The sequence below is a fragment of the Pseudarthrobacter enclensis genome, from assembly GCF_030811655.1.
Lineage (GTDB): Bacteria > Actinomycetota > Actinomycetes > Actinomycetales > Micrococcaceae > Arthrobacter > Arthrobacter enclensis_A.
In genome coordinates, this window is the sequence record NZ_JAUSRE010000001.1 from 314,744 (window position 1) to 341,080 (window position 26,337).

Below are 26,337 nucleotides of genomic sequence, written 5' to 3' on the forward strand. Positions count from 1 at the left end.
CCGCCAGTCTGCCAGGGCCGGGGGCTGGCCCTCTTCCCCGTGCTGGTCCATGAATCACTGCAATGCTTTGAGCCCGCCCCGTCCCACCAGGCTCGCCGAGTGGCCCAGCCATTCAAGGGGCCCTCGCCGTTTCAGCACCACGAACAGCATGCCAATCATGATGGCAGCTGCGGCGTGGGCAAAGTACATGCCGTCCTCGGTCCAGCCTGCAGGCAGGGGCTTGAGGTAGAAGCCGGAGACCACCCAGACGTGAACGGCATACAGCGTGAGCGTCATGGCACCCGGACCCCGCAACGGCAGCAGCAGGTCCAGGTCCACCCACTCGGCGAGCCGTCCCAGGAGCAGGCATGCCCCAATGACAGCAGCCGCAACCGCGGACGTGTGCAGGAGGTCAAGCGTGGTGCCTGAGTGGGGTGCGGCCGACGCCAGCCACCACCACGAGTCGTCCTGGGGGAATCCGGCCAGGTTGACCTGCAGCACGCTGGCCAGCGGATACCCCGGCGAGTTGAGGACCTTCTCGAGCGCTGCCCGGCCACCCCAATCCTCCATGGCCGCCACACCGAGCGTCCTGGCGGCCACGGCCACCACCGTCCCGCCCACCAGCAGCAGTGCGGGAACCAGTGCCCTGGTGAGGACCAGGCGTCCGATGGCCAGCCCCACCAGGAGATAGGACAGCCATTGCAGCGCCGGGTAATACCCGGTCAGGAATACGTCCGCGAGCAGCCGGAATGGCGTCCCCAGGTCTTCCCAGTTCGGATTGTGGCCCAGCTTCAGGGGCGGCTCGGCCGCAAGGAGCCAGGGCCGCAGCAGGTAAGCGAGCACCGGCGACGCCAGGAGCCAGCCTGCGGCCCAGGCGAACAGGCGCTTCGCCCCCAGTCCCAGGAATGGCAGGACGCAGAGGAACAGCACGGCGTAGTGGACCAGGATGATGGCCACGTTCACTTCCAGGCCGCCCAGGGTAAGTCCGACGACGGCAATTACCAGGGCGCGCAGGGCCACCCCGCGGCGCGCGGCGGAAAGTTCAGGGCCCTCCACGGGCTTGTTCTTTCCGGTCGACAGCGCCAGTCCCACCCCGGCGAGAACTGCGAAGAGCGCAGCGGCGCGTCCTGAGAATGTCAGGCCAACCCAGGTGGGGGTGAGAGTGGCATTTGATTCGAAGGTCGGCAGCAGATGGGTGGCCATCATGCCCAGTAGCGCCAGGCCCCGGGCGGCGTCGATGCCCCGCAGGCGCCCCGGCTGTTGCCGGCTCGGGAGTTTCCGGGACCGGGTGGCCGGGGATCGGGACGTCATGACCAGATCGTCTCACATGCGCCTGCGCCGCCGTTGTCAACCAGGTCCCCCGCCGGCCACGAAGGCCGGGACCCGGCACAGGACCCTTGTATTCGAATATATGTTCGAATAGCATTGCTGGCATGAAGACGCCATCATCCGCAGTCCCCGGATCCGAGGGGGCCCACGCGCAGGGTCGTCCGCTGCCCGGGAACCTGCTGCCCGGTCCCGTTCACGTGCCGCTGGAGCAATGCGGCACCGGGGACGGCCTGCTGAAAGCGATGAGTCCTGGAGTTGTGGACTATCTGTTCCGCCAGCTCGTCTCCGGCCGTCCGGCCGAGGACGTCCAATGGGAACGGGAGGGCATCAGCCTGGCCGCCCAGCCGGAGGGGGCGGAACTCGCCCGCCGGCTGTCGGAAACGGACATCGATGCGCTGACTCCCACGGAGCTGTTCCACTATGTGCGGGCAGCCCAGCGCCTGGCGGCCTGGGCCGAGGACCTCCGGCAGGCCGCCGTCGGCCGCTACTGCCACGCCGGGACCAACCCGCCGGGCTCGCGGCAGCATCGTATTTGACGCTCGTCACGCCCGTGGCATTGTCCTAACCAGCTGGGAACAGGGTAACGTTTTTTCCATGGCTGACTCTTCCGCGCACATCCCTGCCCTCGGTACCCTCCTGACCGCCATGGTCACGCCGTTCACCAAGGACGGCGCTGTGGATTATGACCAGGCGGCGGCGCTCGCCAGCAAGCTGGTCGACGACGGCTGTGACGGCCTGGTGGTCACCGGCACCACCGGTGAAACCTCCACACTGACGGACGAGGAAAACCTGGGCATGTTCCGCGCCGTCAAGGATGCGGTGGGCGGCCGGGCGGCCATCATTGCCGGCACCGGCACCAACGACACCGCGCACTCGGTGCACCTCTCCCAGCAGGCTGCTGCCCTCGGCGTCGACGGCCTCCTCCTGGTGACCCCCTACTACAACAAGCCCAGCCAGGCCGGGGTCCGCGCCCACTTCGAGACCATCGCCTCGGCCGTGGACGTGCCCGTCATGCTGTACGACATCCCGGGCCGGTCCTCCATTCCCATCGAACCGGACACCATGATCCGCCTGGCGCAGCACCCCAACATCGTCGCCGTCAAGGACGCCAAGGCCGACCTCACCGCCGCCACGCGCGTCATGGCCGAAACCGACCTCCTGTTCTACTCGGGCGACGACGGACTGACCCTTCCCTGGATGGCGCTGGGCGCTGTCGGCCTGGTGGGTGTCACTACGCATGTGGCCACCCGACGCTTCCGCGAGCTTATCGACGCCGTCAACGCCAACGACCTTGGGACTGCCCGCAAGATCAACTTCGAGCTGCAGCCCGTGGTCCGCGCAACGATGACCCGTGTCCAGGGGGCCGTGGCGGCCAAACAGATTCTTAAATGGCAGGGAGTCCTGCCCAACTCGATTGTCCGTTTGCCCCTCGTGGAGCCGGACGAAACCGAGATCGAAACCATCCGCGGGGATTTGGCGGAGGCGGGGCTGGTCTTCTCCTGAGGCTAAGACCGGCACCCTTCCGCCTGGAAAGTAGTGCACTATGACCCAAACTGCCCTTACCGGCCTTGTCACCCCTCCGCGCCTGCCCCAGGGCACGCTCCGGATCGTTCCGCTTGGCGGACTGGGGGAGATCGGCCGGAACATGTCCGTGTTCGAAATCGACGGCAAACTGCTGATCGTGGACTGCGGCGTCCTCTTTCCCGAGGAAACCCAGCCCGGCGTTGACCTGATCCTGCCCGACTTCTCCTACATCGAGGACCGGCTGGACGATGTCGTGGCCGTAATCCTCACCCACGGGCATGAGGACCACATCGGCGCTGTGCCATACCTGTTGAAGCTGCGCAACGACATCCCCCTGGTGGGATCGCAGCTGACCCTTGCCCTGATCGAGGCAAAACTGCAGGAACACCGCATCCGCCCCTACACCCTGACCGTCGAGGAAGGCCAGGTGGAGAAGTTCGGGCCCTTCGAATGCGAGTTCGTGGCCGTCAACCACTCCATCCCGGACGCCCTGGCCGTGTTCCTCCGCACTGCGGGCGGCACGGTCCTGCACACCGGCGACTTCAAGATGGACCAGTTGCCGCTGGACGGACGCATCACCGACCTTCGCCACTTCGCCAAGCTGGGCGAAGAAGGCGTGGACCTCTTCATGTCCGATTCCACCAATGCCGACGTCCCGGGATTCACCACTGCCGAGAAGGAAATCGGCCCAACGCTGGAGCGGCTTTTCGGCCAGGCCACCAAGCGCATCATCGTGGCGTCCTTCTCCTCCCACGTCCACCGCGTGCAGCAGGTCCTCGATGCCGCTGCCAAGCACAACCGCAAGGTTGCGTTCGTGGGCCGCTCCATGGTCCGGAACATGGCCATAGCCGAAAAGCTGGGCTACCTGGACGTACCTTCCGGGCTGATCGTCGACATCAAGAACATCGACAACCTGCCGGACAACCGCGTGGTGCTGATGTCCACGGGTTCCCAGGGCGAGCCCATGGCTGCCCTGTCCCGGATGGCGAACGGCGACCACAGGGTGGTGGTGGGAGACGGCGACACCGTCATCCTGGCCTCCAGCCTCATCCCCGGCAACGAAAACGCGGTGTTCCGGATCATCAACGGACTCCTCAAGCTCGGCGCCGACGTGATCCACAAGGGCAACGCCAAGGTCCATGTTTCCGGCCACGCCGCAGCCGGTGAACTGCTCTACTGCTACAACATCCTCGAACCGCTGAATGCGATGCCCGTGCACGGCGAAACCCGGCACCTGATCGCCAACGGCAAGATCGCCATCGAGTCCGGCGTCCCGGAAGCGAGCGTCATCCTTGCGGACAACGGAACCGTCATTGACCTCCGGGACCACCAGGCAGACATCGTCGGCCAGGTGGAAGTGGGCTTCGTCTACGTGGACGGCTCCAGCGTGGGCGAAATCACCGACGCCGACCTCAAAGACCGCCGCATCCTGGGCGACGAAGGCTTCATCTCCATCATCACGGTCATCCACCGCGCCACCGGAAAGGTGGTCTCCGGCCCTGAAATCCATGCCCGCGGTGTTGCCGAGGACGACTCGGTCTTCGACGACATCATCCCCAAGATCAACGCGGCCCTGGAGGAAGCGGTCCAGAACCACGCCGACCACACCAGCCACCAACTCCAGCAGGTGGTGCGCCGCGTGGTAGGCACGTGGGTCAACCGCAAGCTGCGCCGCAAGCCCATGATCATCCCGGTGGTACTGGAAGCCTGACAGGCCTCCCCGCGGTAATCCCGGAACGTGCTCTGTCGAAGGGCCCGGTTCTCCTCGAACCGGGCCCTTCGCGCATCCCGCCGGGCTGGCCCGGGAAGCCCGATATCCCCGGAATCACCGGGTGTTTCCGGTAGCGTGGCTACTATGGCCACACGTACTACTTCCGCGCCCAAAGGTACCGGCAGGGGCAGCTCCGGCAGCAGGTCCGGGAGCTCCACCGGCCGCGGAGCCGGGACCACCGCCGCCAAGGCAGGTCGTGGCGGGTCATCAACCACCGCACGCACCCGCCAGCTTCCCGCCGTCGAACACCACCAGCCCTGGCTGCTGCGCGTGGTGGGCGGAGCCTGGCTGGGAGTGGGGCACCTGGTGGGCGGGGGAGTGCGCCGCATTGGCCATGACGTCAGTGACCTCCCCTCTGACGAACGCCGCGACGGTGCCGCCCTGTTCAACCTGGCCCTTGGTGTCTTCATCGCCACCTTTGCCTGGTGGGGCCTGAAAGGCTGGTTCCCGGATGCCGTCTACGCCGTGGTGAACGGCACTTTCGGCTGGATCTCCCTGCTGCTGCCGCTCATGCTCTTCGTCTGCGCCTTCCGGCTGTTCCGGCAGCCCTCCGACGGCCGCGGCAACAACAGGGTAGGGATCGGCTTCCTGATCATGACGTTCGCCGGCTGCGGGCTGGCACACATCCTCGGCGGCCAGCCCACCGTGGCCGACGGATTCGATGGACTCCGCAAAGCAGGCGGCATGCTCGGCTTCCTGGCGGCCACGCCGCTGGCCGCCATCCATCCCGCCGTGCCCGTGGCCCTCTATTCCCTGCTGGCCTTCGTTTCGCTGCTGATCATCACGGCCACCCCGTTCACGGCCATCCCGCGGCGGCTCCGCGGGGCCTACGAGCACCTCATGGGCATCGACCTGATGGATGACGATGAACGGCGCGGGGAAACCCATGACCGGAGCTACCTGGAGCGGACGCCGCCTGCTGCACCGAAGAAAAAGAAGCGCAGGCTCTTCGGCAAGGATGAGGAGCCCGGCGCCGGCCTGGACGGGTACGTGGGGGACGAGGCCTTCGAGCACGCCGTCATTGACGACGACGAGCAGGAACCTGCCCGGCCGGCTCCCGGCGTGCGGCGGCCCACCCAGGCGGAGATCGCCGTCGAAAAGATCAAGGCCGCCCAGGGCCTGGGCGCCGGCGCGTCCGCGCCCGCGGAGAACGCCACGGAGGCCATCCCCTTGGTCATCCCCGGTGCCGCTGCTCCCGGCAAGCCCGCGGCCGCGCCCACTGTTCCTTCCAACCCCGTGGCACCCGCCCCACCGCCCGTCCCCATCCCGCAGCGCACCGAGCAGCTCTCGCTCGCCGGCGACGTCACGTACACCCTCCCTGCCTCGGACTATCTCACTCCCGGCTCGATCCCGAAGGAGCGCACGGAGGCCAATGACGCCGTCGTCGCTGCCCTGACCGATACACTGCAGCAATTCAACGTCGACGCCACCGTGACCGGCTTCAGCCGCGGTCCCACCGTCACCCGCTACGAGATCGAACTCTCACCGGGCACCAAGGTGGAGCGGGTCACGGCCCTGTCCAAGAACATCTCCTACGCCGTGGCCTCCAGCGACGTGCGTATCCTCAGCCCCATCCCAGGCAAGTCCGCCATCGGCATCGAGATTCCCAACACGGACCGCGAAACCGTCTCGCTGGGCGACGTCCTCCGCAGCCAGAACGCCCGGCGCACGGACCACCCCATGGTGATGGGCGTGGGCAAGGACGTGGAGGGCGGCTACGTGGTGGCCAACCTGGCCAAGATGCCCCACCTGCTGGTGGCCGGTGCCACCGGCGCCGGTAAGTCGTCCTTCGTAAACTCGATGATCACCTCCATCCTGATGCGCGCCACCCCGGACGAGGTCCGAATGGTCATGGTGGACCCCAAGCGCGTGGAACTGACCGCCTATGAAGGCGTCCCGCACCTGATCACACCCATCATTACCAATCCCAAGAAGGCCGCCGAGGCGCTGCAGTGGGTGGTGCGGGAAATGGACGCCAGGTACGACGACCTCGCCAACTACGGCTTCAAGCACATCGACGACTTCAACAAGGCGGTCCGTGCCGGCAAGGTCCACCCACCCGTGGACTCCAAGCGCGTCATCCGGCCCTACCCCTACCTGCTGGTGATCGTGGACGAACTCGCTGACCTCATGATGGTGGCACCGCGCGACGTTGAAGACTCGATCGTCCGCATCACCCAGCTCGCGCGTGCCGCCGGCATCCACCTGGTGCTGGCCACCCAGCGCCCGTCCGTGGACGTCGTCACCGGCCTGATCAAGGCCAACGTACCCTCCCGCATGGCGTTCGCCACGTCCTCCGTGACCGACTCCCGCGTGGTGCTCGACCAGCCCGGTGCTGAGAAGCTCATCGGCCAGGGTGACGCCCTGTTCCTGCCGATGGGCGCCTCCAAAGCCATGCGCGTCCAGGGCGCCTGGGTCTCGGAATCGGAGATCCACAAGGTGGTGGAGCACGTCAAGGGACAGCTCCAGGCCGTCTACCGCGACGACGTGGCGCCCGAAGCTGAGAAGAAGCAGATCGACGACGACATCGGGGACGACCTCGACGTGCTGCTGCAGGCCACGGAACTCGTGGTCACCACGCAGTTTGGCTCCACGTCGATGCTCCAGCGCAAGCTCCGCGTCGGGTTCGCCAAGGCCGGCCGGCTCATGGACCTGCTCGAATCCCGCGGCGTGGTGGGTCCGTCCGAAGGCTCAAAGGCCCGCGACGTGCTGGTCAAACCGGATGACCTCGCCGCCGTCCTCGCCGCCATGAAGGGCCAGGAAGCCCCGGCAGCGCCTGACTCGCAGACCGCCGCGCTCAGCGACAACGCCAACGCCAACATCGCCCAGGGCGGCTACGCCGAAGACCTGGTGGCCGCCGACCTGAACCAGCGGAAGCAGAACGTCGAATATTACGACGGCTCCGACTCAGCGCCCGGCGGCTACGGCGACGACGGCGACGGCTCCGAAGACGCATGGTCCCTCACCGGGCGCTAGGCCGGTAGCCTAGAAACGTGACTAGCACCGATGCAACCGCCGCCGGCCAGGGCCGTGCCGGGGTCTGGAACCTTCCCAATGTCCTGACCATGATCCGCATCGCGCTGGTCCCGTTCTTCGTGTGGTTCCTCGTGGCCGACGCGCCGGGGCTGCACAGCACCTCCGGGCCCTGGCGCTGGGCCGCGGTGGCGGCTTTCGCCGTCGCCATTTATACGGACAAGCTCGACGGCGACATCGCCAGGAGCCGCAACCTCGTCACCGACTTCGGCAAGATTGCCGACCCCATCGCGGACAAGCTCCTCACCGGCTCGGCGCTGGTGATGCTGTCCCTGCTGGGGGAGCTGCCCTGGTGGGCCACCCTGGTTATCCTGGTCCGGGAATGGGGCATCACGGCCCTGCGCTTCTTCGTGATCCGGTACGGGGTCATTCCTGCCTCGCGCGGCGGCAAGCTTAAGACCGTGGTGCAGACCGCGGCAATCTTCCTCTACCTTCTGCCGTTTGGATCATTCGCCCCGTGGATGTCCTGGGTGGCATTCGCAGTCATGATGGCTGCCGTGGCCATCACGCTGTGGACAGGCGTGGAATACGTTATTGAAGCCCTGCGCCTCCGCGCGAAGGGCAGGCAGGCCCGGACCACGGAAGGGCAGGAACAGGCATGAGCAACCTCCACCAGTTGGCCGGGGATGCTGTCCGGAAGGCGCTGGAGTCCGGGCAGACTGTTGCCACTGCTGAGTCGCTCACGGCGGGAATGGTGTCCGCGGTCCTTGCGGACACACCCGGCGCCTCCGGCATGCTGCAGGGCGGAGTGGTGGCCTACCAGAACTCGGTTAAGGATTCCGTGCTCCACGTGCCCGCCGAGCTGCTGGCCCGCGTGGGCTCAGTCGACCCCGACGTCGCCCGGGCCATGGCGGCGGGTGCGCGCACAGCCCTGGGCGCCGACGTCGGGATTTCCACCACCGGCGTGGCCGGCCCTGACGCCCACGACGGCAAGCCCGTAGGACGCGTCTACATCGGAGTCGCCACAGCCGCAGGAGCGGCAGGCTTTGAATATACCTTCACTGGCACCAGGCCCGACATCCGCGCCAGTGCCTGCGCGGCAGCCCTGGAGCGGCTTCTCGAAGCCCTGTCCTCCTGACGTTCCGGCGCCGAAGTTACCGCGCGTAAAGTTGGCGGGAACAAAAGCCGGTACCGATTAGTTATTACATTGTGTCGCTTCCGGAGAGCGGGGGCGCCTAGGATGAAATGACCACGACGGTCCGCCCCGCGGCGGACCTGACCAATGAGGGAGCAAGGCGATACAGATGGTAAAGCAGCCCGTATCCGTAAACGGCGTTGTCCGCTGGAAGGATGTGGGCCTCGCCGAACAGGCTAAGAGCGAACAGAAGGAGCGCAAGATGGTAGTACTTCGTCACGAAATCGGTGATGTCCTGCGCGATGTCCGCCAGCGTCAGGGGCGTACGCTCCGTGAAGTTTCGCACAGCGCCCGCGTCTCCCTGGGATACCTCAGCGAGGTGGAGCGCGGCCAGAAGGAAGCATCGTCGGAGCTCCTGTCCTCGATCTGCTCGGCACTGGATGTTCCACTGTCCAGCATGCTCCGCGAGGTCAGCGACCGCGTGGCAGTAGCCGAAGGCGTGGCCGTTCCGGACACCGTCCCGCAGGAATTCTCCCAGCGTTACGGCCGTGACCTGGAACGCGACCTCAACACTGAACTGAACGACGAACTTTCCACGGGCCTCCTCTCCGGAGCCCGCTAAAGGCAGGCAGCCGCCGCACAGGCGGTCCCTGCAATGCACGAAGCCCCCGGTCTGGTGAGCAACTCACCAGCCCGGGGGCTTCCTGCTGTACGCTTTCCTGCTGTTCTTCTATGCCTCCTGGGCCGGCGATGCGGGCGCGGCTTCCCGCAGGAAGCCGTCACGTTCATAGGTGGAGTTCAGCTTTGCCATGTAGCGGGCCAGCTCCTGCAGGTCCTCCACCGGCCACTCGCGCAGGCGCTCCTGGAACACTTGGCGCCGGGCGTCCTGGACCTGGTGCATCTTCTCCTCGCCTTTGGGCGTCAGCCGGATGGACTGGGCCCGGCGGTCCAGCGGATCCGCTTCCTTGGACACCAGCCCCAGCCCCTCCAGGAAGGCGATCTGGCGGCTCACTGAGGGCTTGCCCACACCGATGTTCATGGCGAGCTCGGTAAGGCGGATGGGTCCCTCCCTGCGGATAACCGTCAGGAGGCCGTAGGCTGCCGGCTCCATGTCAGGGTGGACCTCGCGTGACAGCTGGTTGGAAATGGCCCGAGCCCGGCGCCAGAAGAGGCTGATCTGGTGTTCGACGTTCTGCAGTGCTGTATCGGCGGCATCGCCGTCCGCATCCTGCCGCGGCGGGACATCCGGGGGAGTACTCATGGCAACAATTCTATGGTTCCCAATCATGAGAGGATTTACCGATGCGAATCAGCGAGTACTGGCGTCTGATGGATGACGAGTTCGGCGCGGGGTACTCCCGCGTGCTGAGCAGCACCCTGGTCCTTGCCGGCGTAGGTGGGCGGACCGCGGACCAGGCACTGGCCGCCGGCGTCGAGCCGCGGAAGGTCTGGCTTGCTGTCTGCGATGTCCAGGACGTGCCGGCGGAGCGGCGGCTGGGGCGGGACATCGCACCACGGCGGGACTAGCGGCGCCCCCGGTCGGACACGCCGCAGGACCTGGACTCTTCGAATACCTGTTCGGATAACGCTATGCTTTTTTCATTGGGTTTATCCACATAGCCGTCGTGCGCCGGCCGGAATGTCAGTGGGTCCCCTTAGCGTCAGAGATGACCAACACAACGGCCGCGAAGGCCACCATCGAGAAAGCATTAGAGGTGTCAACCATGGCGGCAGCCCCGGATCGTGCAAAAGCGCTGGAAGCAGCGCTGGCCCAGATTGACAAGCAGTTCGGCAAGGGCTCGGTCATGCGCCTGGGTGACGAAGTCCGCGCCCCGATCGAAACCATCCCCACCGGTTCCATCGCGCTGGATGTCGCCCTTGGCATTGGCGGACTCCCGCGCGGACGCGTCATCGAGATCTACGGCCCTGAATCCTCCGGTAAGACCACCGTGGCCCTGCACGCGGTGGCAAACGCGCAGCGCGCCGGCGGCATCGCCGCCTTCATCGACGCCGAACACGCCCTTGACCCGGATTACGCCGCCAAGCTTGGCGTGGACACGGACGCCCTCCTGGTCTCCCAGCCGGATACAGGCGAACAGGCCCTGGAAATCATGGACATGCTGGTGGGCTCGGGCTCGCTGGACATTATCGTCATCGACTCCGTTGCTGCCCTGGTGCCCCGCGCTGAAATCGAAGGCGACATGGGCGACAGCCACGTTGGCCTCCAGGCGCGGCTCATGAGCCAGGCGCTGCGTAAGATCACGGGGCGCCTGAGCCAGACCAAGACCACTGCCATCTTCATCAACCAGCTCCGCGAAAAGATCGGCGTCTTCTTCGGTTCCCCCGAAACCACCACCGGTGGTAAGGCGCTGAAGTTCTACGCTTCGGTCCGCATCGACGTCCGCCGGATCCAGACCCTCAAAGAGGGCGCCGATTCCGTCGGCAACCGGACCAAAGCCAAGATCGTCAAGAACAAGATGGCCCCGCCCTTCAAGGTCGCCGAGTTCGACATCATCTACGGCCAGGGCATCTCCCGCGAAGGCGGCATCATCGACATGGGCGTCGAGCACGGCATCATCAAGAAGTCCGGCTCCTGGTTCACCTATGACGGGGACCAGCTCGGCCAGGGCATGGAAAACTCCCGCCGGTTCCTCCGCGACAACCCGGAGCTTGCCGCGGAACTTGAACGCCTCATCAAGGAAAAGCTCGGCGTTGGCGTAAAGCCCGCCGAAGACGACTCCAAGGATGCGCCGAAGCTGAAAGCCGTCGACGGGTTCTAGCCCTTGGCTGGATCACGCTCCCGGCAAGCCCGCTCCGCCGGCCTCCCGACAGGGCCGGCGGACGGCTTTTCCGCGCCCGAGGATCCGCAGGTGGTCGATGCGGAGCCGGACCCCTACACTGTGGCCCAGGCCATCGTGTACCGGCAGCTCACAGCGTCGCCCAAAAGCAGGCTGCAGCTGGCCAGGAAACTGGCCGAACGGAATGTTCCGGAGCACGTGGCAGAGGCGGTGCTGGACAAGTTCCAGGAGGTACGCCTCATCGACGATGCCGAATTCGCTGACATGTGGGTCCGGAGCCGGTCCCAGTCGCGGAAGCTGGCCAAGGGTGCCCTCCGTCGCGAGCTCGCCGAAAAAGGCATCGACCAGGAAACCGCGGCGTCAGCGCTGGAACAACTGACCGACGCCGACGAGGCATCCGCGGCGCGTGGCCTCGTCGAGCGCAAGCTCCGGCCCGGGACGGACCTGTCCGATCCCACGGAACGGGACAAGGCCGTCCGGCGGTTGGCCTCCATGCTGGCACGAAAGGGCTACCAGCCGTCCCAGGCGTTCCGGATCGTGAACGAGGTCCTCGATTCCCAACTGGACCCCGACCAACAGGGCGGCCAAAGCCGGTACCCTTAACGGGTGAGTTTGACCATTCCTTCCCCCCAATCCGGCGCCACCCCCTCCGTCGAAGCCGGGGCCGTTCCGCGCTCCGGAGACGAACAGCCGCGCACCTACCAGGTACGCACCTTTGGCTGCCAGATGAATGTCCACGACTCGGAGCGGATGTCCGGCATGCTCGAGGCCGCCGGCTACGTCCCCGCGGAAGGCGAACATGCCGACGTCGTGGTGTTCAACACCTGCGCTGTCCGGGAAAACGCCGACAACAAGCTGTACGGAAACCTCGGCATCCTGGCCCCTGTGAAGGCCGCCAACCCCGGCATGCAGATCGCCGTGGGTGGATGCCTGGCCCAGAAGGACCGCGAGACCATCCTGAAGAAGGCCCCCTGGGTGGACGCCGTTTTCGGTACCCACAACGTCGGGGCCCTCCCCGCGCTCCTGGACCGGGCGCGGCACAACAACGAAGCCCAGCTGGAGATCCTGGAATCGCTGGACGTCTTCCCATCCACACTCCCCACCAAGCGTGATTCGGTCTACTCCGGCTGGGTGTCCATCTCCGTGGGCTGCAACAACACCTGCACCTTCTGCATCGTGCCGGCACTTCGGGGCAAGGAAAAAGACCGCCGGCCCGGGGAGATCCTTGCGGAGATCCAGGCGCTCGTTGACGACGGCGCCATCGAAGTCACGCTGCTCGGACAGAACGTCAACTCCTATGGTGTTGAGTTCGGCGACCGCCAGGCCTTCTCCAAGCTCCTGCGTGCCTGCGGGGACATCCAGGGGCTGGAACGCGTCCGCTTCACCAGCCCGCACCCCGCCGCGTTTACCGATGATGTCATCGCCGCCATGGCCGAAACGCCCAACGTGATGCCGCAGCTGCACATGCCGCTGCAGTCCGGCTCGGACCGTATCCTCCGCGCCATGAAGCGCTCCTACCGGTCCAGCAAGTTCCTTGGAATCCTGGACAAGGTCCGGGAGCAGATCCCGCATGCGGCCATCTCCACCGACATCATCGTCGGGTTCCCGGGCGAAACCGAAGAGGACTTCCAGGCAACACTGGACGTCGTGGAAAAGTCGCGTTTTGCCACCGCCTTTACTTTCCAGTATTCGAAGCGCCCCGGTACGCCCGCCGCCGACCTGCCGGACCAGCTGCCCAAGGCCGTGGTCCAGGAACGGTTCGAACGGCTCACTGCGCAGCAGGACCGCATCGCGGCGGAGGAAAACCGGAAGCAGCTCGGCCGCCGGCTCGAGGTCATGGTCACGGCGCAGTCCGGCCGGAAGTCGGAGGAGACCCACCGGTTGTCCGGCCGCTCCCAGGACCAGCGGCTGGTGCACTTCTCGGTTCCTGACGGAGCACCCGCACCCCGGCCCGGGGACCTTGTGACCGTGACCGTCACGGAGGCCGCCGCCTTCCATCTGGTGGCCGACCCGACGCTTGAGGATTACAGCCTGCGCCGGTCGCGCGCCGGAGACGCCTGGGACAGGTCCCAGGCCGACTCCTGCGGAGCCCCTGCTTCCGGTTCGGGCGCCGGAGCCAAGGGCGTGTCCCTCGGCATGCCCTCACTGCCGCTGCGCGCCCGCTGACAGGTGGCTGCCCCGCCCGTCATCGCCGTCGTCGGTCCTACCGGCTCCGGAAAGTCCGACCTTGCCGTTAATCTTGCCCTGGAACTGGATGGTGAGGTCATCAATGCCGATGCCATGCAGTTCTACCGCGGAATGGACATCGGCACCGCCAAGATCAGTCCGGCCGAACGCAAGGGGATCCCGCACCATCTGCTGGACATCCTGGACGTGACCCAGGAGGCGAGCGTCTCGGACTTCCAGCAGCAGGCCCGCGAAGCCATCGGGGCTATCCATGCGCGCGGCAAGCGGGCCATCCTGGTGGGCGGTTCAGGGCTCTACGTGCGGGCCGCCCTGGACGTCCTCGAGTTCCCGGGCACGGATCCCCGGCTGCGCGCCCGGCTGGAGGCGGAGCACGCCGAACGTGGAACCGCCGCGCTGCTGGACAGGCTCAGGGCTGTGGACCCGGTGTCCGCGGAAAGGGTTTCCGACGCTCGCCGCATCATCAGGGCCTTGGAGGTGCAGGAACTCACCGGCCGGCCTTTCAGCTCGTTCATGCCGCGGCGGGAGTACTATCAGCCGGCCACCCAGGTGGGCCTTGCCGTGGACCGGGAGGTACTCCGGGAACGGCTGGCAGCGCGCGTGCACCGGATGGTTGACGCCGGCCTGCTGGACGAGGTCCGGCGGCTCGACGCCCGGGGCCTGCGCCAAGGCAAGACAGCTTCCCGCGCACTTGGCTACTCACAGTTCCTGCGGGTCGCGGACGGCCTGTCAACGGTTGCTGACGCCGCGGAGGAAACCATCGTCGCCACCCGGCAATTCGCCAGACGCCAACTGACATGGTTCCGCGCCGACCCCCGCATCACCTGGCTGGACTGGCAGGACCCGGACCTGCCCGGAAAGGCGGCACGGCTGTGCGCCTAGGGCGTACGCCGGTTTCGGCCCCCGGAGCATCCGCCGCTACGCTTGGGACCATGAATGCTACCCCCGCAGAAACTCCCGGATCCGCCCTGCACACGTTGAGCGGGCTCCGCTTTTCCAAGGGGCACGGCACCGGCAACGACTTTGTCCTGGTAGCCGATCCGGAAGGGACGCACGTTATCGGCGCAGAGCAGGCCGCCGCGCTCTGCGACCGGCACCGTGGCATCGGCGCGGATGGCCTGATCCGGGCCGTGCCGTCCCGCTTCCTGCCGGAGGGCCGCGAACTGCTCGCCGGCGTTCCCGACGCCGAATGGTTCATGGACTACCGCAACGCTGACGGATCGCTGTCCGAAATGTGCGGCAATGGTGTGAGGGTCTTCGTTCACTTCCTCCGCACGGAGGGCCTGATCGACCTGCCCGACGGCGGATCGCTCACCATCGGCACCCGCGGCGGGGTCAAGACCGTGGTCCGTACCGGGGACGGTTACGCGGTGGACATGGGCCCCTGGGAGTTCATCTTCCCCGGCGAAGCCAGCGCCAAGGCCATGGACTCGCTGGTCACGGCCGAAGGGCTGGAGGTTGCCCGGCCCGCGCTGTCCGTCAGCATGGGCAATCCACACACCGTGGTGGCTCTTGCCGAACTGTCCGAGCTCGCAGGCACCCGGCTTTTCACCGCGCCAAAAGTCGATCCGGTACCCGCAAACGGAACCAACGTTGAGTTCGTGGTTCCCGCCGAGCCGCTGGTCCATGACGGCGTGGGATCGGTGACCATGCGGGTGCACGAGCGCGGGGTGGGGGAGACCCAGTCCTGTGGAACAGGTGCCTGCGCTGCCGCCGTCGCCATCCGCCATTGGGCCGGCGCGGAAGCCCCCGACGCTTGGCGCGTCCATGTTCCGGGCGGGGTGGTGGGCGTGAAGTTCTTTGCCGGCCCCGGCGGTCACGAGCACGTGGAACTCAGCGGTCCCGCTGTCATTGTGGCAAGCGGGACGCTTTCATAACCTTCAGGATCCGGAAGGACTTGGACGTCGACTCCCGGGTTACGGAGTAGGAGTCGTCAAGCTCGGCGGCGAGCCAGCGCTGAAGGGAATCCGAGCCAAGGTTCTTCTGCACCACCAGCCATGCCGTGCCGCCGTCAGCCAGCCTCGGAAGCCACAGCTTCAGCAGGGCGTGCAGCTCATCCTTGCCGATCCTGATGGGCGGATTGGACCAGATGGTATCGAAGCGGAGGCCCGGATCCACGGCCTGGGGAGTGCTGGCGACCACGTTGGACAATCCCAGCGCAGCCGCATTGTCATTCGTCAATGCGATGCAGCGCTCGTTGACGTCCACGGCATAGACTTTCGACCCCGGTGCACGCAGTGCCATCGTGAGGGCGATAGGACCCCAGCCGCACCCGATATCCAGCAGGTTGCCCTGGGGAGCCGGGTCCGGGACCTCGGCCAGGAGGACGGCGGTTCCCTTGTCGATTCCGTCCGGGCTGAAGATGCCCGTGGAGGTCTGGAGCCTGCGCGTCTCACCGGCCAGGTCGACGGTTAGCGGCTTTCGGGTGAAGGGGCCGGCGGGGGACGTGCTGAAATAGTGTGCGGACTCCATAACTGGCCAGAGTAGTTCCCCTTGCAGCGTAAAGGGAAACCGCGCAGGAGGCCCTCTGCTACGCTGAAAGGCATGTTCCTGATCTTCGAGTAGCCGGCACGGGCCACGCCCGTCCCGCAGCCTGTCCTCCAGCGACAGCCCGTCCCGCAGCGACGCAGGTTTCCACGCCTTCCGCTTGCGCACCGGCCAGACCACTCCGTCTGCCCGGCCGCCGGACAATACTCGAAAGCCAGCTTCCCGCTGCATTTCCGCCATTCTCCGGCCTTTTCCAGCCCTGCCGCCGTCGTCCGGCGGCATCCCCGCCCCGGCATCGCAGCCGGCAGCAGATCAAAGAGGAGAACTGCATGACCGCAGGCCGTCAGCCCAGCGCGAATTCATTCCAACTTCCAACCAATCGGCATTATTCTGGAAGTGCCGAATCTTCAAAGGAGACCATGACCAGCCAGCCCAATACCGGTTCCGATCCAGCCGCCCAGGACATGAGTCCGCAGGAAATCCAGGCTGTTATCGACCGGATCCTCGCCAAGGACGTACCGGCCAAGAATGTCAGCACGCCCCGGGGTGAGGGCAGCGGTGATGGAAAAGCGGTGCTCGGCAGGGCCCAGGCCATTTCCCGCCTCGACGAAGAACATTCAACGTACGACGGCGACCAGCAGGACCTTGAGGAACGGCGCGCCCTGCGCCGCCGGGCCGGGCTGTCCACAGAACTGGAGGACGTCACCGAGGTCGAATACCGCCAGCTGCGCCTTGAGCGGGTGGTGCTAGCCGGGCTCTGGTCCGAGGGAACCCTTGCCGACGCCGAAAACTCGCTGCGTGAGCTGGCCGCCCTCGCCGAAACCGCGGGCTCGGAAGTCCTCGACGGGCTGGTGCAGCGCCGCGACAAGCCGGACCCCGGAACCTTCCTGGGCTCGGGCAAGGCTCAGGAGCTCAAGGACATTGTCATGTCCACCGGCGCCGATACCGTCATCGTGGATGCCGAACTGGCCCCCTCCCAGCGGCGTGCCCTTGAAGACATCGTCAAGGTCAAGGTCATCGACCGGACGGCCCTGATCCTGGATATCTTCGCGCAGCACGCAAAGAGCCGCGAAGGCAAGGCCCAGGTGGAGCTGGCGCAGCTGGAATACCTGCTTCCCCGACTCCGCGGCTGGGGCGAATCGATGTCCCGCCAGGCTGGTGGCCAGGTGGGCAGCGCAGCTGCCGGCATGGGTTCCCGCGGCCCCGGTGAAACCAAGATCGAACTGGACCGGCGACGAATCCGTACCCGCATGGCCAAACTGCGGCGCGAGATCGCCGCGATGAAGCCGGCACGGGAGACCAAGCGGGCCAACCGCCGTCGTAATGAAGTGCCTTCCGTGGCCATCGCCGGATACACCAACGCCGGCAAGTCTTCCCTGCTCAACCGGCTTACGGACGCCGGCGTCCTTGTGGAGAACGCCCTGTTCGCAACGCTGGATCCCACCGTCCGAAAGGCGGAGACTCCCGACGGCCTGGGCTACACCCTGGCGGACACCGTTGGATTCGTCCGTTCCCTGCCTACCCAGCTGGTGGAGGCCTTCCGCTCCACCCTCGAGGAGGTGGCGGACGCGGACCTGATCCTGCACGTGGTGGACGTTTCGCACCCTGATCCGGAGGGGCAGATCGCAGCGGTCCGTAAGGTCTTCAGCGAAGTTGACGCCCGCAAGGTGCCGGAGATCATCGTCCTGAACAAGGCCGACGCAGCTGATCCCTTTGTCGTTGAGCGGCTGAAGCAGCGCGAACAGCGGCACGTGGTGGTCTCAGCCCGTACGGGTGAGGGGATCCCCGAACTGCTGAAGCTCATCAGCGAATCGATTCCCCGGCCGTCCGTCCAGATGGACCTGCTCATCCCGTACGACCGCGGAGACCTGATCAGCAAGCTCCACCAGTCCGATGCCGAGATTCTGAGCGTGGACCATATCGAGGCAGGTACCAGGACTGCGGTGAAGGTCCGGGAGGGCCTGGCGTCCGAACTGGAACCATTCGCCGTCAATGACTGAGGCCGCGGCGGGCGACGCGGCAGGGACGCCCGGCGAGCAGTTCGTCATCGAACTGCTCGACCGGGCTGTTGCCGGCATGGGCGGACAGAGCCGCGCCGGACAACATGAGATGGCGCGGCAGGTGGCCCGGGCCATCGAAACAGGAGACCATCTGCTGGTCCAGGCCGGCACCGGCACCGGCAAATCGCTGGCTTACCTGGTGCCGCTCATTGCCCACGCCCTGGAAAGCAACAAACCGGCGCTGGTGTCCACGGCCACGCTGGCACTGCAGACGCAGATTGTCGGCAGGGACCTGCCGCGGCTGTTGAAGAACATCACGCCGGCGCTGGAGCGGCCCGTGAAGGTTGCCTTGGTCAAAGGGCGGTCCAATTACGTTTGCCGCCACAAGCTCGAAGGCGGTTTCCCCTCCGAGGAGCCGTCGGAAGGGCAGCTCTTCTCACTGGGTGAGGACACCAGCGTTCCGCACTTCGCCGCTGCCGTTGGGGGCCCGTCGTCGCAGCTTGGCAGGGAAGTGGTGCGGCTCCGCGAGTGGGCAGAGAAGACAACCACCGGCGACCGGGACGAGCTCCTGCCTGGTGTGACCGACCGGGCCTGGCGCCAGGTCTCCGTGACGTCCATGGAATGCCTGGGCGCCCAGAAATGCCCCTTGGCCGCAGAGTGTTTCAGTGAACTGGCGCGGCAGGACGCGGCCGAGGCGGACGTGGTGGTGACCAACCATGCCATGCTTGCCGTCAGCGCTTTCGAGGGACTCGCAGTACTGCCTGAATACGACGTCGTGGTGGTTGACGAAGCGCACGAACTGCAGGACCGGGTGACCGGCGCAGTCTCGGGGCAACTCTCGGTCGCCATGGTCCACGCTGCCGCTGCCGGCGCCCGGAAGCACACCGCCATCACCGTTGACGCCTTGAACGCGGCCGCCGCCAATCTTGAGCTGGCACTCGCCGGGGCGCCAAGCGGCTTGCTTCCCAACGGCCTGAACGATGAGCAGCTTGACTGCGTGGACCAGTTGCGCGAGGCGTGCCGGGCCGCACTGTCCGATTCCAAGGGGGACAGCAACAGCACAGCCGACGGCGGGCGGCAGCTCGCGCGGTCCCGCCTCATGCTTATTTTGGAACTGTGCGAGCGGCTTATCGCCGCCAGGGAAAACCGGGAAGTGGTCTGGTTTTCCCGCGCCAGCACCTTCGATCCCGGACAGGGATACTCGCCGCCGGACGAGAACGCGCCGGTGCTGGTCAACATCGCGCCGTTGTCCGTGGCCGGAAGGTTGCGGGAAGGGCTCTTTGCGGGGCACACCGTGGTGTTGACGTCCGCTACCCTCGCGATCGGCTCGGCCTTCGAACCTGCGGCGGGTGGACTGGGCCTCCTGGGTGAGGGGGCGCCAAGCTGGAAGGGCGTGGACGTCGGGTCGCCCTTCGACTATCCCAAACAGGGCATCCTCTACGTGGCCGGCCACCTGCCCAAACCCGGGCGCGGCGTGTCTCCGGAGGCGCTGGAGGAACTGGAAGCGCTCATCAAGGCATCGGGCGGCGGCGCATTGTGCCTCTTCTCCTCCCGCCGGGCGGCTGAAGAAGCAGCGGACGCCCTGCGGCCGAGGCTGGACGTGACGGTCCTGTGCCAAGGCGAGTCAACCATGACCGCCCTGGTCAAGCAGTTCGCCGATGAGCCCGATACCTGCCTTTTCGGGACCATGTCCCTGTGGCAGGGAGTCGACGTGCCCGGAGGCTCCTGCCGCCTTGTGGTAATCGACCGAATTCCGTTTCCGCGGCCGGATGATCCGCTGATGACGGCACGGTCGCGGGCAGTGGCGCAGGCGGGCGGGAACGGGTTCATGTCTGTTTCGGCCACACACGCCGCGATCCGGCTGGCGCAGGGCGCCGGCCGGCTGATCCGGTCAACGGGGGACAAAGGTGTGGTGGCCGTGCTGGACTCGCGGCTGGCCACCGAGCGCTATGCCGGTTTTCTCCGGGGCGCCCTGCCGCCGTTCTGGGCAACTAACGACCGCAGCAAGGCGCTGGCGGCGCTCAGCCGGCTGGGCGCCGACGCGTCGAGGTAGCTGCGGGAGCCCGGAGACGGTTCCTGCAGTGCCCGGTGGAGCGTCGCAGGAACAGCCGGCTCCCCGAACAGTCAGAGGGAGCGCAGGACCGAGACGACCTTGCCCATGATGGTGGCGTGGTCGCCCAGGATGGGTTCGTACTGGGTGTTCTGGGGGAGCAGCCACGTGTGGCCGTCGCGCTGCCGGAACGTCTTGACGGTTGCTTCGTCGTCGAGCAGTGCAGCAACGATGTCGCCGTTGGCAGCGTCAGCCTGCCGCCGGACCACCACCCAGTCACCGTCGCAAATGGCCGCGTCCACCATGGAGTCACCGGCCACCCTCAGCATGAAGAGTTCACCTTGACCAACCAGTTGGCGGGGAAGGGGCATGACGTCTTCAACGAGTTGTTCAGCCAGGATCGGTCCGCCGGCAGCAATCCGGCCCACCAGCGGGACCATCGCCGTATCGAGTGCGGTGGGTAGTTCAGCCACGGTGGCGCCGCCCGATGCAGCCTGGGGTGCGGGGGACGTGCCGGCCGCTTTGCCGCCGCCGTCCAGGGTGAGGGGCATCAGTACTTCCATGGCACGCGGCCGTTTGGGGTCGCGCCGGAGGTAACCCAGCTTCTCCAATTGCGAGAGCTGGTGGGTGACGCTCGACAGGCTTGCCAATCCCACGATATCGCCGATTTCCCGCATGGAGGGCGGATACCCATTCTCATTCACTGAGCGCTGGATGGTTTCGAGGATCTTTTTCTGCCGGGGTGTCAGCCCCTTGGCGGTCCTCTTGGATTGCGGGGCGGTCCTGCCCCCGGCGGCTGCTGCTGCCATATTCGCCGATGCCTTTCGCTTGCCGCCGGTTCTTCCGCTTTTGCTGTGCTGCAGCGCCGCCCGGAAGGACTCCCACTGTCATTGTCAGACCCTGCTGTTCAACTTCAGGGGTGGTTGTTCTCTGGTTCAAAGCTAGGCCAGCCACACTGCTTTTTCAAACATTTGTTCTAGCGAGTCTCGACAATGTTCGTTGATAAGTGCTAAAACTGAATCAAGCAAGTTCGAACACGTGTTCTAACCGATGCGCCAGTTATTCGAAGATGTGGCCGGAAAAGTTTCCGCCCGTACCCCGGATCCCCAGGCGCCGGAAGAACACCCGGGCAGCACGGCAGGTCCAGGAGGGCTCAGTTCATGTCAGCTATATCTCTTCACCAGGTTTCACTCCCGTCAGCACCCCTGCGGCTAACGCGACGGGGCAGGATCGTCCTGATTGGGGTCCCGCTTGTTGTCATTGCCGTGCTATTGCTGTCCCTGGCCGGCATCTTCCATTCGCCGGCCAAGGCCTCTGATTCGGCCTCAGACCTGGCGGTCACGCCCACGCTCACCGTGACCGTGCAGCCGGGACAGTCCCTGTGGGCGATTGCCAGTGCGGTGGCACCGGACCGGGACGCCAGGGACGTCGTGGCGGACATCGTCCAGCTCAACAACCTCAGGGCCGGGTCCGTGCTGCCTGGCCAGCAGTTGTTCGTCCCCACCCGTTGAGTATGCGCCTTTTTCGGGCGAGGCCTGCCTGGGCCGCGGTGGGGCGCCGGGGAGGGCGGAGAACCGTCACATTTTCCGGTCGTCGCCGAGGCAACTAAACTGTTCAGGTGAACGACCAGCTAGAACGTCTGAACCGGCTTCCCCTCCGCAGCAACCTTCGCGGCCTCACCCCCTACGGGGCGCCCCAACTGGACGTCCCCATCCTCCTGAACGTCAATGAGAACACCCATGGTGTTCCGGCTGACGTCCGCGCCGCCATCAGCGCCGCCGTTACGGAGGCCGCTGCAGGGCTCAACCGCTACCCGGACCGCGAGTTCACCAAGCTTCGGAAGGCTCTGGCGGAATACCTTGGACACGGCCTGGATGAATCCAACGTGTGGGCAGCCAACGGCTCCAACGAAGTGCTTCAGCAAATTCTCCAGGCTTTTGGCGGTCCCGGCCGGACCGCGCTGGGCTTCCCGCCCACGTACTCCATGTACCCCCTGCTCGCGAGCGGAACCGACACCCAGTACATCACCGGCGAGCGCGGCGAGGGCTACGACCTCAGCGCAGAGTCAGCTGCCCGCCAGGTCAGGGAACTGCAGCCGAACATCGTCTTCCTTTGCTCGCCCAACAACCCCACCGGCACCGGACTGGGGCTGGACGTTGTGGAAGCCGTCTACGAGGCCGGCACGGACAGCCAGGCCATCGTGATCGTGGATGAGGCCTACCACGAGTTTGCCCATGACGGAACGCCAAGCGCCCTGACCCTGCTGCCGGGCAGGGAGCGGTTGATCGTGTCCCGCACCATGAGCAAGGCCTTCGCCCTGGCGGGAGCCAGGCTTGGCTACATGGCCGCTGCGCCCGAAGTCACCGATGCCCTGCGGCTGGTACGCCTCCCGTACCACCTGTCCGCCATCACCCAGGCCACCGCGCTTGCCGCCCTGGAACACCGCGAAGCCCTGATGGCCGACGTGCAGGACATCAAGGCCCAGCGGGACCGGATCGTGGCCGAACTGACCAGGATGGGGCTCACGCCGGCTGCGTCCGACTCGAACTACGTGTTCTTCGGCGGACTGGAGAATCCGCACCAGGTGTGGCAGGAACTGCTGGATGCCGGGGTGCTGATCCGGGATGTCGGCATCCCCGGGCACCTGAGGGTCACTGCAGGTACTGAGGCGGAAACCACAGCCTTCCTTACCTCCCTGGAACGCATCCTTGCGGGCCGGGCCGCGCTTCCCGCCTAGACTTGATATTGCGGCGCTGGGCGCCCTGAACCACTTCTTCTCCCACTAAGGATCCTTCACCATGAGTCCAACCGGATCGAATACGGCCGCGGCCCGGACCGCCCGCATGGAGCGAGCCACCAGTGAGTCCTCCGTACTCGTGGAGATCAACCTCGATGGAACCGGTGTATCGGACATCGACACCTCGGTGCCGTTTTACGATCACATGCTCACAGCCCTCTGCAAGCACTCCCTGATCGACATGACGGTCAAGGCCACCGGCGACATCCACATCGATGTCCACCACACGGTGGAGGATGTGGCCATCACCTTCGGCGAAGTCCTGCGGACTGCCCTGGGCAACAAGGCCGGAATCCGCCGGTTCGGCGAGGCCACCGTGCCCCTGGATGAGGCCCTCGCGAACGCGGTCGTGGACGTATCCGGCCGGCCCTACCTTGTTCACGGCGGCGAACCCGCCGGGCAGGAGTACCACCTGATCGGCGGCCACTTCACGGGGTCACTGACCCGCCACGTCTTCGAAGCCATCACGCTGCACGCCGGCATTTGCCTGCACATGAACGTGCTGGCCGGCCGGGACCCGCACCACATCGTCGAGGCACAGTTCAAAGCCTTCGCCCGGGCTCTCCGTGCCGCCGTGGAGCCCGATCCGCGCGTTGAGGGCATCCCTTCCACCAAAGGCGCGCTGTGAGCGGGCAGGTCCTCAAGGACGGGGCCATCATTGACCCCACGGCGTCGCAAAAGCTGCCCTCCCCCGAGGGCAAGCCCACCGTCACGGTGCTGGATTACGGTTCGGGGAACGTCAGGTCAGCAGTGCGCGCCCTGGAAAGGGCAGGCGCTGAAGTAATCCTGAGCGCCAAGCCGGAGGACGTGCTGAACGCGGACGGCGTGGTTGTTCCCGGCGTTGGCGCCTTCGAGACGGTGATGCGCGAACTCAAGGCCGTGGATGGCATCCGGCTCATTGGCAGGCGTATTGCAGGGGGACGTCCCGTCCTGGGCATCTGCGTTGGCCTGCAGGTCCTTTTCGAAGCCGGAGTGGAACACGGGACCGAAGCCGAGGGCATCGGCGAGTGGCCCGGCAAAGTGGAGGCCCTCCCCGCTGAAGTCGTTCCGCACATGGGCTGGAACACAGTGAAGGTTCCCGAGGGCTCCAAGCTCTTTGCCGGCGTCGAAAACGAGCGGTTCTATTTTGTGCATTCGTATGGCGTGCAGGAATGGAACTTCGACGTCATCCAGCCGCGGATGGCACCGCCCCTGGTCACCTGGTCCGAGCATGGCGCCCCTTTCATCGCCGCAGTCGAGAACGGCCCGCTTTGCGCCACTCAGTTCCACCCGGAAAAGTCCGGCGATGCCGGCGCACGCCTGCTCCGCAACTGGGTGGAGGGGCTGCGCAGGCCGGCCGGCACGGCGCCGGGTTCCGGCGCAGCGTCAACCGACGCCGGCAGCGGCGCCTAGATGTGGTCCGTACTCCTGACGGGCCTCGCGGGTATCCTGATCGGCGGCGGGATCTCGTTCCGGCAGCAACGGAAGTCCCTGTGGACGCAGGTTGTCTTTTACGTCCTGGCGGCCATGTCGCTGCTCGCCGCCTACCTGCTGACGCTGCCGGCCAGCTGACCGCTCCGGCGGAACACCGGCCCTTGCCCGAACTGAAGAACCTACACCGAGGATGAGTATGACCACCGCACACGACCTGCCGGTCCTTGAACTTCTGCCAGCTGTCGACGTCGTCAACGGGCAGGCCGTCCGGCTGGTCCAGGGTGAGGCGGGCAGCGAGACCAGCTATGGCACGCCCCTTGAAGCTGCCCTCAACTGGCAGCAGCAGGGCGCCGAGTGGGTCCATCTCGTGGACCTGGACGCCGCTTTTGGGCGCGGATCCAACGCCGACCTGCTCCGCGAGGTGGTGGGCCGGCTGGACATCAAGGTGGAGCTCTCCGGAGGCCTCCGCGATGACGACACCCTGGAAGCAGCCCTCGACCTGGGCGTGGCCAGGGTGAACCTGGGAACCGCCGCACTGGAGAACCCGGAGTGGACGGCGAGGGCCATCGACCGCTTCGGTGACAAGATCGCCGTCGGCCTCGACGTCCGCGGGACCACCCTCGCCGGGCGCGGCTGGACCAAGGAAGGCGGCGACCTGTGGGACGTCCTGGGCCGTCTTGAGGAGGCAGGCTGCGCCCGGTACGTGGTCACCGACGTGACCAAGGACGGCACCCTCCAGGGGCCGAACGTTGAACTCCTGCGCCAGATGGTGGAAAAGACCGGCAAACCCGTAGTGGCATCCGGCGGCATCTCCAGCCTCGACGACCTCAAGGTCCTCCGCTCGCTGGTCCCCTTGGGCGTGGAGGGCGCCATCGTGGGGAAGGCCCTCTACGCAGGCGCCTTCACCCTGCCCCAAGCCCTCGACGTCGCCGGCCGCCGCTAGGCCGGCCCACTCAACCATGCCCGACGTCGACGAGCCGGAACGCCCGGCAGCCCGGCACTTGCCGGGACACATCGCCGCAGCGCTGGCCGGTGCCGGCGGCGCCGCGGATTCCGCGGGCCAGCCCTGGTCCGGGCGCAGCCTCGCCGGGGATGACGCGAAGATCCACAACTTTGAGGACGACGACGGCAGGGCCGACGCCGGCTACCTCGCCGCGGTAGCCGCGCTCAGGGAGGGAAGGGGCGATGAGGCAGGCGTGGTGGCCTCGCTGGCTACCGCCCGGGTCTTCATTCCCATCGTGGCCCAGCTTGCTGAAGAGGTGGAAACGGACCGCGGGTTGCATGGGGACAAACAGGCGGACATGGCGTTGGTGACCCTGAAGGCCGCCGACGGCAGGATCGCCCTGCCCGCCTTCACGTCTGCGGCAGCGTTGGCCGCCTGGCATCCCGAAGCCCGGCCCGTGGCTGTCTACGCCGCGCGGGCGGCCCTCTCGGCTGTGGCGGAAGGTGCCGAACTCCTGGTCCTGGACCCGGGCGCCGAGGTGACGTTCGTGGTCCGCCGTCCCGGAGTCTGGGCCCTCGCCCAGCAGCATGGCTGGGTTCCCTCCTACACTGACCAGGAGCTGGCGGGTGAGATGGGCCGGGCCGCCTCCCGTTTCACCGCCATCCGCGGCATCGAGCTGCTGCCCGGCAGGGGAGTGGCGTGCAGCGCCGCGGACGGCTCCATCATTCCGGGCGGCGGCGCCGGGCCGGAGCTCCAGGTGGTCCTGTACCTCGCGGACGGACTGGACGCCGGCGCGGTCCAGCAACTGGTGGCAGGCCTGCAGGCGGAGTGGTCGCGGAATGTATTGTTTGGGGAGCGCGTCGATTCCCTGGAGATCAAACTAAGGCGCGCGCCCGATTAGCCGGCAGCCGAATGGGTGATCCCCGCCAGTGCTGCGGCACGCCCTGAAGGACC

At 66.4% G+C, this 26,337-nt stretch carries 26 protein-coding genes; 22 read left to right on the forward strand and 4 right to left on the reverse strand.

What is annotated here, in order from left to right; genetic code table 11:
• Positions 1-54: 54 nt before the first annotated feature.
• Positions 55-1,290: a heparan-alpha-glucosaminide N-acetyltransferase domain-containing protein gene (locus tag J2X98_RS01420; protein ID WP_307303626.1), complete on the reverse strand. Its 1,236-nt coding sequence runs from the start codon at positions 1,288-1,290 to the stop codon at positions 55-57.
• 122 nt (positions 1,291-1,412) lie between these two features.
• Between J2X98_RS01420 and J2X98_RS01425 the strand changes: the two genes are divergently transcribed.
• The 7 genes from J2X98_RS01425 (at position 1,413) to J2X98_RS01455 (ending at position 9,333) form a co-directional block, all read left to right on the forward strand.
• Positions 1,413-1,844 (forward strand): hypothetical protein, encoded by a 432-nt coding sequence (locus tag J2X98_RS01425; protein ID WP_307303629.1) that lies wholly within the window; start codon positions 1,413-1,415, stop codon positions 1,842-1,844.
• A 58-nt stretch (positions 1,845-1,902) separates the two neighbouring features.
• Positions 1,903-2,811: a 4-hydroxy-tetrahydrodipicolinate synthase gene (gene dapA / locus J2X98_RS01430; RefSeq protein WP_141940780.1), complete on the forward strand. Its 909-nt coding sequence runs from the start codon at positions 1,903-1,905 to the stop codon at positions 2,809-2,811.
• A 40-nt stretch (positions 2,812-2,851) separates the two neighbouring features.
• Entirely contained in the window at positions 2,852-4,543 is a 1,692-nt protein-coding gene (locus J2X98_RS01435; protein ID WP_141940781.1) for a ribonuclease J, read from the forward strand.
• A gap of 144 nt (positions 4,544-4,687) precedes the next feature.
• Positions 4,688-7,579: an FtsK/SpoIIIE family DNA translocase gene (locus tag J2X98_RS01440; RefSeq protein ID WP_307303632.1), complete on the forward strand. Its 2,892-nt coding sequence runs from the start codon at positions 4,688-4,690 to the stop codon at positions 7,577-7,579.
• 17 nt (positions 7,580-7,596) lie between these two features.
• Positions 7,597-8,238 (forward strand): CDP-diacylglycerol--glycerol-3-phosphate 3-phosphatidyltransferase, encoded by a 642-nt coding sequence (gene pgsA / locus J2X98_RS01445; protein WP_307303634.1) that lies wholly within the window; start codon positions 7,597-7,599, stop codon positions 8,236-8,238.
• The gene (locus J2X98_RS01450) at positions 8,235-8,714 is read left to right on the forward strand and encodes a CinA family protein (RefSeq protein WP_141940784.1); all 480 of its coding nucleotides are present in this window, start codon (positions 8,235-8,237) and stop codon (positions 8,712-8,714) included. Before pgsA ends, J2X98_RS01450 begins: the two co-directional genes overlap by 4 nt.
• A 166-nt stretch (positions 8,715-8,880) precedes the next feature.
• Positions 8,881-9,333 (forward strand): helix-turn-helix domain-containing protein, encoded by a 453-nt coding sequence (locus J2X98_RS01455; protein WP_018771597.1) that lies wholly within the window; start codon positions 8,881-8,883, stop codon positions 9,331-9,333.
• A 108-nt stretch (positions 9,334-9,441) separates the two neighbouring features.
• Here the strand turns inward: J2X98_RS01455 and J2X98_RS01460 are convergent, their stop codons facing one another.
• Entirely contained in the window at positions 9,442-9,972 is a 531-nt protein-coding gene (locus tag J2X98_RS01460) for a MarR family winged helix-turn-helix transcriptional regulator (protein WP_141940785.1), read from the reverse strand.
• A 41-nt stretch (positions 9,973-10,013) separates the two neighbouring features.
• Here J2X98_RS01460 and J2X98_RS01465 point away from each other — a divergent pair, with 41 nt between their 5' ends.
• From J2X98_RS01465 to dapF, 6 genes are all read left to right on the forward strand, one after another.
• Positions 10,014-10,238, forward strand: coding sequence for a DUF3046 domain-containing protein (locus J2X98_RS01465; protein WP_141940786.1), 225 nt, complete (start codon positions 10,014-10,016; stop codon positions 10,236-10,238).
• Between the two features lie 197 nt (positions 10,239-10,435).
• Complete coding sequence (gene recA / locus J2X98_RS01470) at positions 10,436-11,491, forward strand: recombinase RecA (protein ID WP_141946226.1); 1,056 nt, start codon at positions 10,436-10,438, stop codon at positions 11,489-11,491.
• Positions 11,492-11,611: 120 nt separating this feature from the next.
• Positions 11,612-12,112: a regulatory protein RecX gene (locus J2X98_RS01475; RefSeq protein ID WP_307303716.1), complete on the forward strand. Its 501-nt coding sequence runs from the start codon at positions 11,612-11,614 to the stop codon at positions 12,110-12,112.
• Between the two features lie 3 nt (positions 12,113-12,115).
• Positions 12,116-13,675 carry a tRNA (N6-isopentenyl adenosine(37)-C2)-methylthiotransferase MiaB gene (miaB, locus tag J2X98_RS01480; RefSeq protein ID WP_307303636.1) on the forward strand — a complete coding sequence of 520 codons (1,560 nt, stop codon included), beginning with the start codon at positions 12,116-12,118 and terminating at the stop codon, positions 13,673-13,675.
• Between the two features lie 3 nt (positions 13,676-13,678).
• Positions 13,679-14,575 carry a tRNA (adenosine(37)-N6)-dimethylallyltransferase MiaA gene (gene miaA / locus J2X98_RS01485; protein ID WP_141940789.1) on the forward strand — a complete coding sequence of 299 codons (897 nt, stop codon included), beginning with the start codon at positions 13,679-13,681 and terminating at the stop codon, positions 14,573-14,575.
• A 50-nt stretch (positions 14,576-14,625) separates the two neighbouring features.
• The gene (gene dapF / locus J2X98_RS01490; protein WP_307303638.1) at positions 14,626-15,570 is read left to right on the forward strand and encodes a diaminopimelate epimerase; all 945 of its coding nucleotides are present in this window, start codon (positions 14,626-14,628) and stop codon (positions 15,568-15,570) included.
• Here dapF and J2X98_RS01495 read toward each other — a convergent pair.
• Positions 15,542-16,165, reverse strand: coding sequence for a class I SAM-dependent methyltransferase (locus tag J2X98_RS01495; protein ID WP_307303639.1), 624 nt, complete (start codon positions 16,163-16,165; stop codon positions 15,542-15,544). The genes dapF and J2X98_RS01495 overlap by 29 nt on opposite strands.
• A 434-nt stretch (positions 16,166-16,599) precedes the next feature.
• On the opposite strand from J2X98_RS01495, the gene hflX reads away from it, so the two are divergent.
• Positions 16,600-18,180 carry a GTPase HflX gene (gene hflX, locus J2X98_RS01500; protein ID WP_141940792.1) on the forward strand — a complete coding sequence of 527 codons (1,581 nt, stop codon included), beginning with the start codon at positions 16,600-16,602 and terminating at the stop codon, positions 18,178-18,180.
• Positions 18,173-20,233, forward strand: a complete 2,061-nt coding sequence (locus J2X98_RS01505; protein WP_307303642.1) for an ATP-dependent DNA helicase — start codon at positions 18,173-18,175, stop codon at positions 20,231-20,233. The genes hflX and J2X98_RS01505 overlap by 8 nt, the downstream gene beginning before the upstream one ends.
• Positions 20,234-20,304: 71 nt before the next feature.
• On the opposite strand, the gene lexA is transcribed toward J2X98_RS01505, so the two are convergent.
• Positions 20,305-21,039 carry a transcriptional repressor LexA gene (lexA, locus tag J2X98_RS01510; RefSeq protein WP_307303643.1) on the reverse strand — a complete coding sequence of 245 codons (735 nt, stop codon included), beginning with the start codon at positions 21,037-21,039 and terminating at the stop codon, positions 20,305-20,307.
• 351 nt (positions 21,040-21,390) lie between these two features.
• Between lexA and J2X98_RS01515 the strand changes: the two genes are divergently transcribed.
• The 7 genes from J2X98_RS01515 to J2X98_RS01545 all read left to right on the forward strand — a co-directional run bounded on the left by J2X98_RS01515 (position 21,391) and on the right by J2X98_RS01545 (position 26,284).
• A complete protein-coding gene (locus J2X98_RS01515) occupies positions 21,391-21,741 on the forward strand; it encodes a LysM peptidoglycan-binding domain-containing protein (protein WP_141940795.1) in 351 nt (116 codons plus the stop codon).
• Positions 21,742-21,848: 107 nt separating this feature from the next.
• On the forward strand, positions 21,849-22,967 hold the full coding sequence (locus J2X98_RS01520) for a histidinol-phosphate transaminase (protein WP_307303645.1): 1,119 nt from the start codon (positions 21,849-21,851) through the stop codon (positions 22,965-22,967).
• Between the two features lie 61 nt (positions 22,968-23,028).
• Positions 23,029-23,655 (forward strand): imidazoleglycerol-phosphate dehydratase HisB, encoded by a 627-nt coding sequence (hisB, locus tag J2X98_RS01525; RefSeq protein ID WP_141940797.1) that lies wholly within the window; start codon positions 23,029-23,031, stop codon positions 23,653-23,655.
• Positions 23,652-24,419, forward strand: coding sequence for an imidazole glycerol phosphate synthase subunit HisH (gene hisH, locus J2X98_RS01530; RefSeq protein WP_307303647.1), 768 nt, complete (start codon positions 23,652-23,654; stop codon positions 24,417-24,419). Before hisB ends, hisH begins: the two co-directional genes overlap by 4 nt.
• On the forward strand, positions 24,420-24,578 hold the full coding sequence (locus J2X98_RS01535; protein WP_174237484.1) for a hypothetical protein: 159 nt from the start codon (positions 24,420-24,422) through the stop codon (positions 24,576-24,578).
• Positions 24,579-24,636: 58 nt separating this feature from the next.
• Entirely contained in the window at positions 24,637-25,383 is a 747-nt protein-coding gene (gene priA / locus J2X98_RS01540; protein WP_141940799.1) for a bifunctional 1-(5-phosphoribosyl)-5-((5-phosphoribosylamino)methylideneamino)imidazole-4-carboxamide isomerase/phosphoribosylanthranilate isomerase PriA, read from the forward strand.
• A gap of 16 nt (positions 25,384-25,399) precedes the next feature.
• The gene (locus tag J2X98_RS01545; RefSeq protein ID WP_307303651.1) at positions 25,400-26,284 is read left to right on the forward strand and encodes an SseB family protein; all 885 of its coding nucleotides are present in this window, start codon (positions 25,400-25,402) and stop codon (positions 26,282-26,284) included.
• Positions 26,285-26,337: the final 53 nt, after the last annotated feature.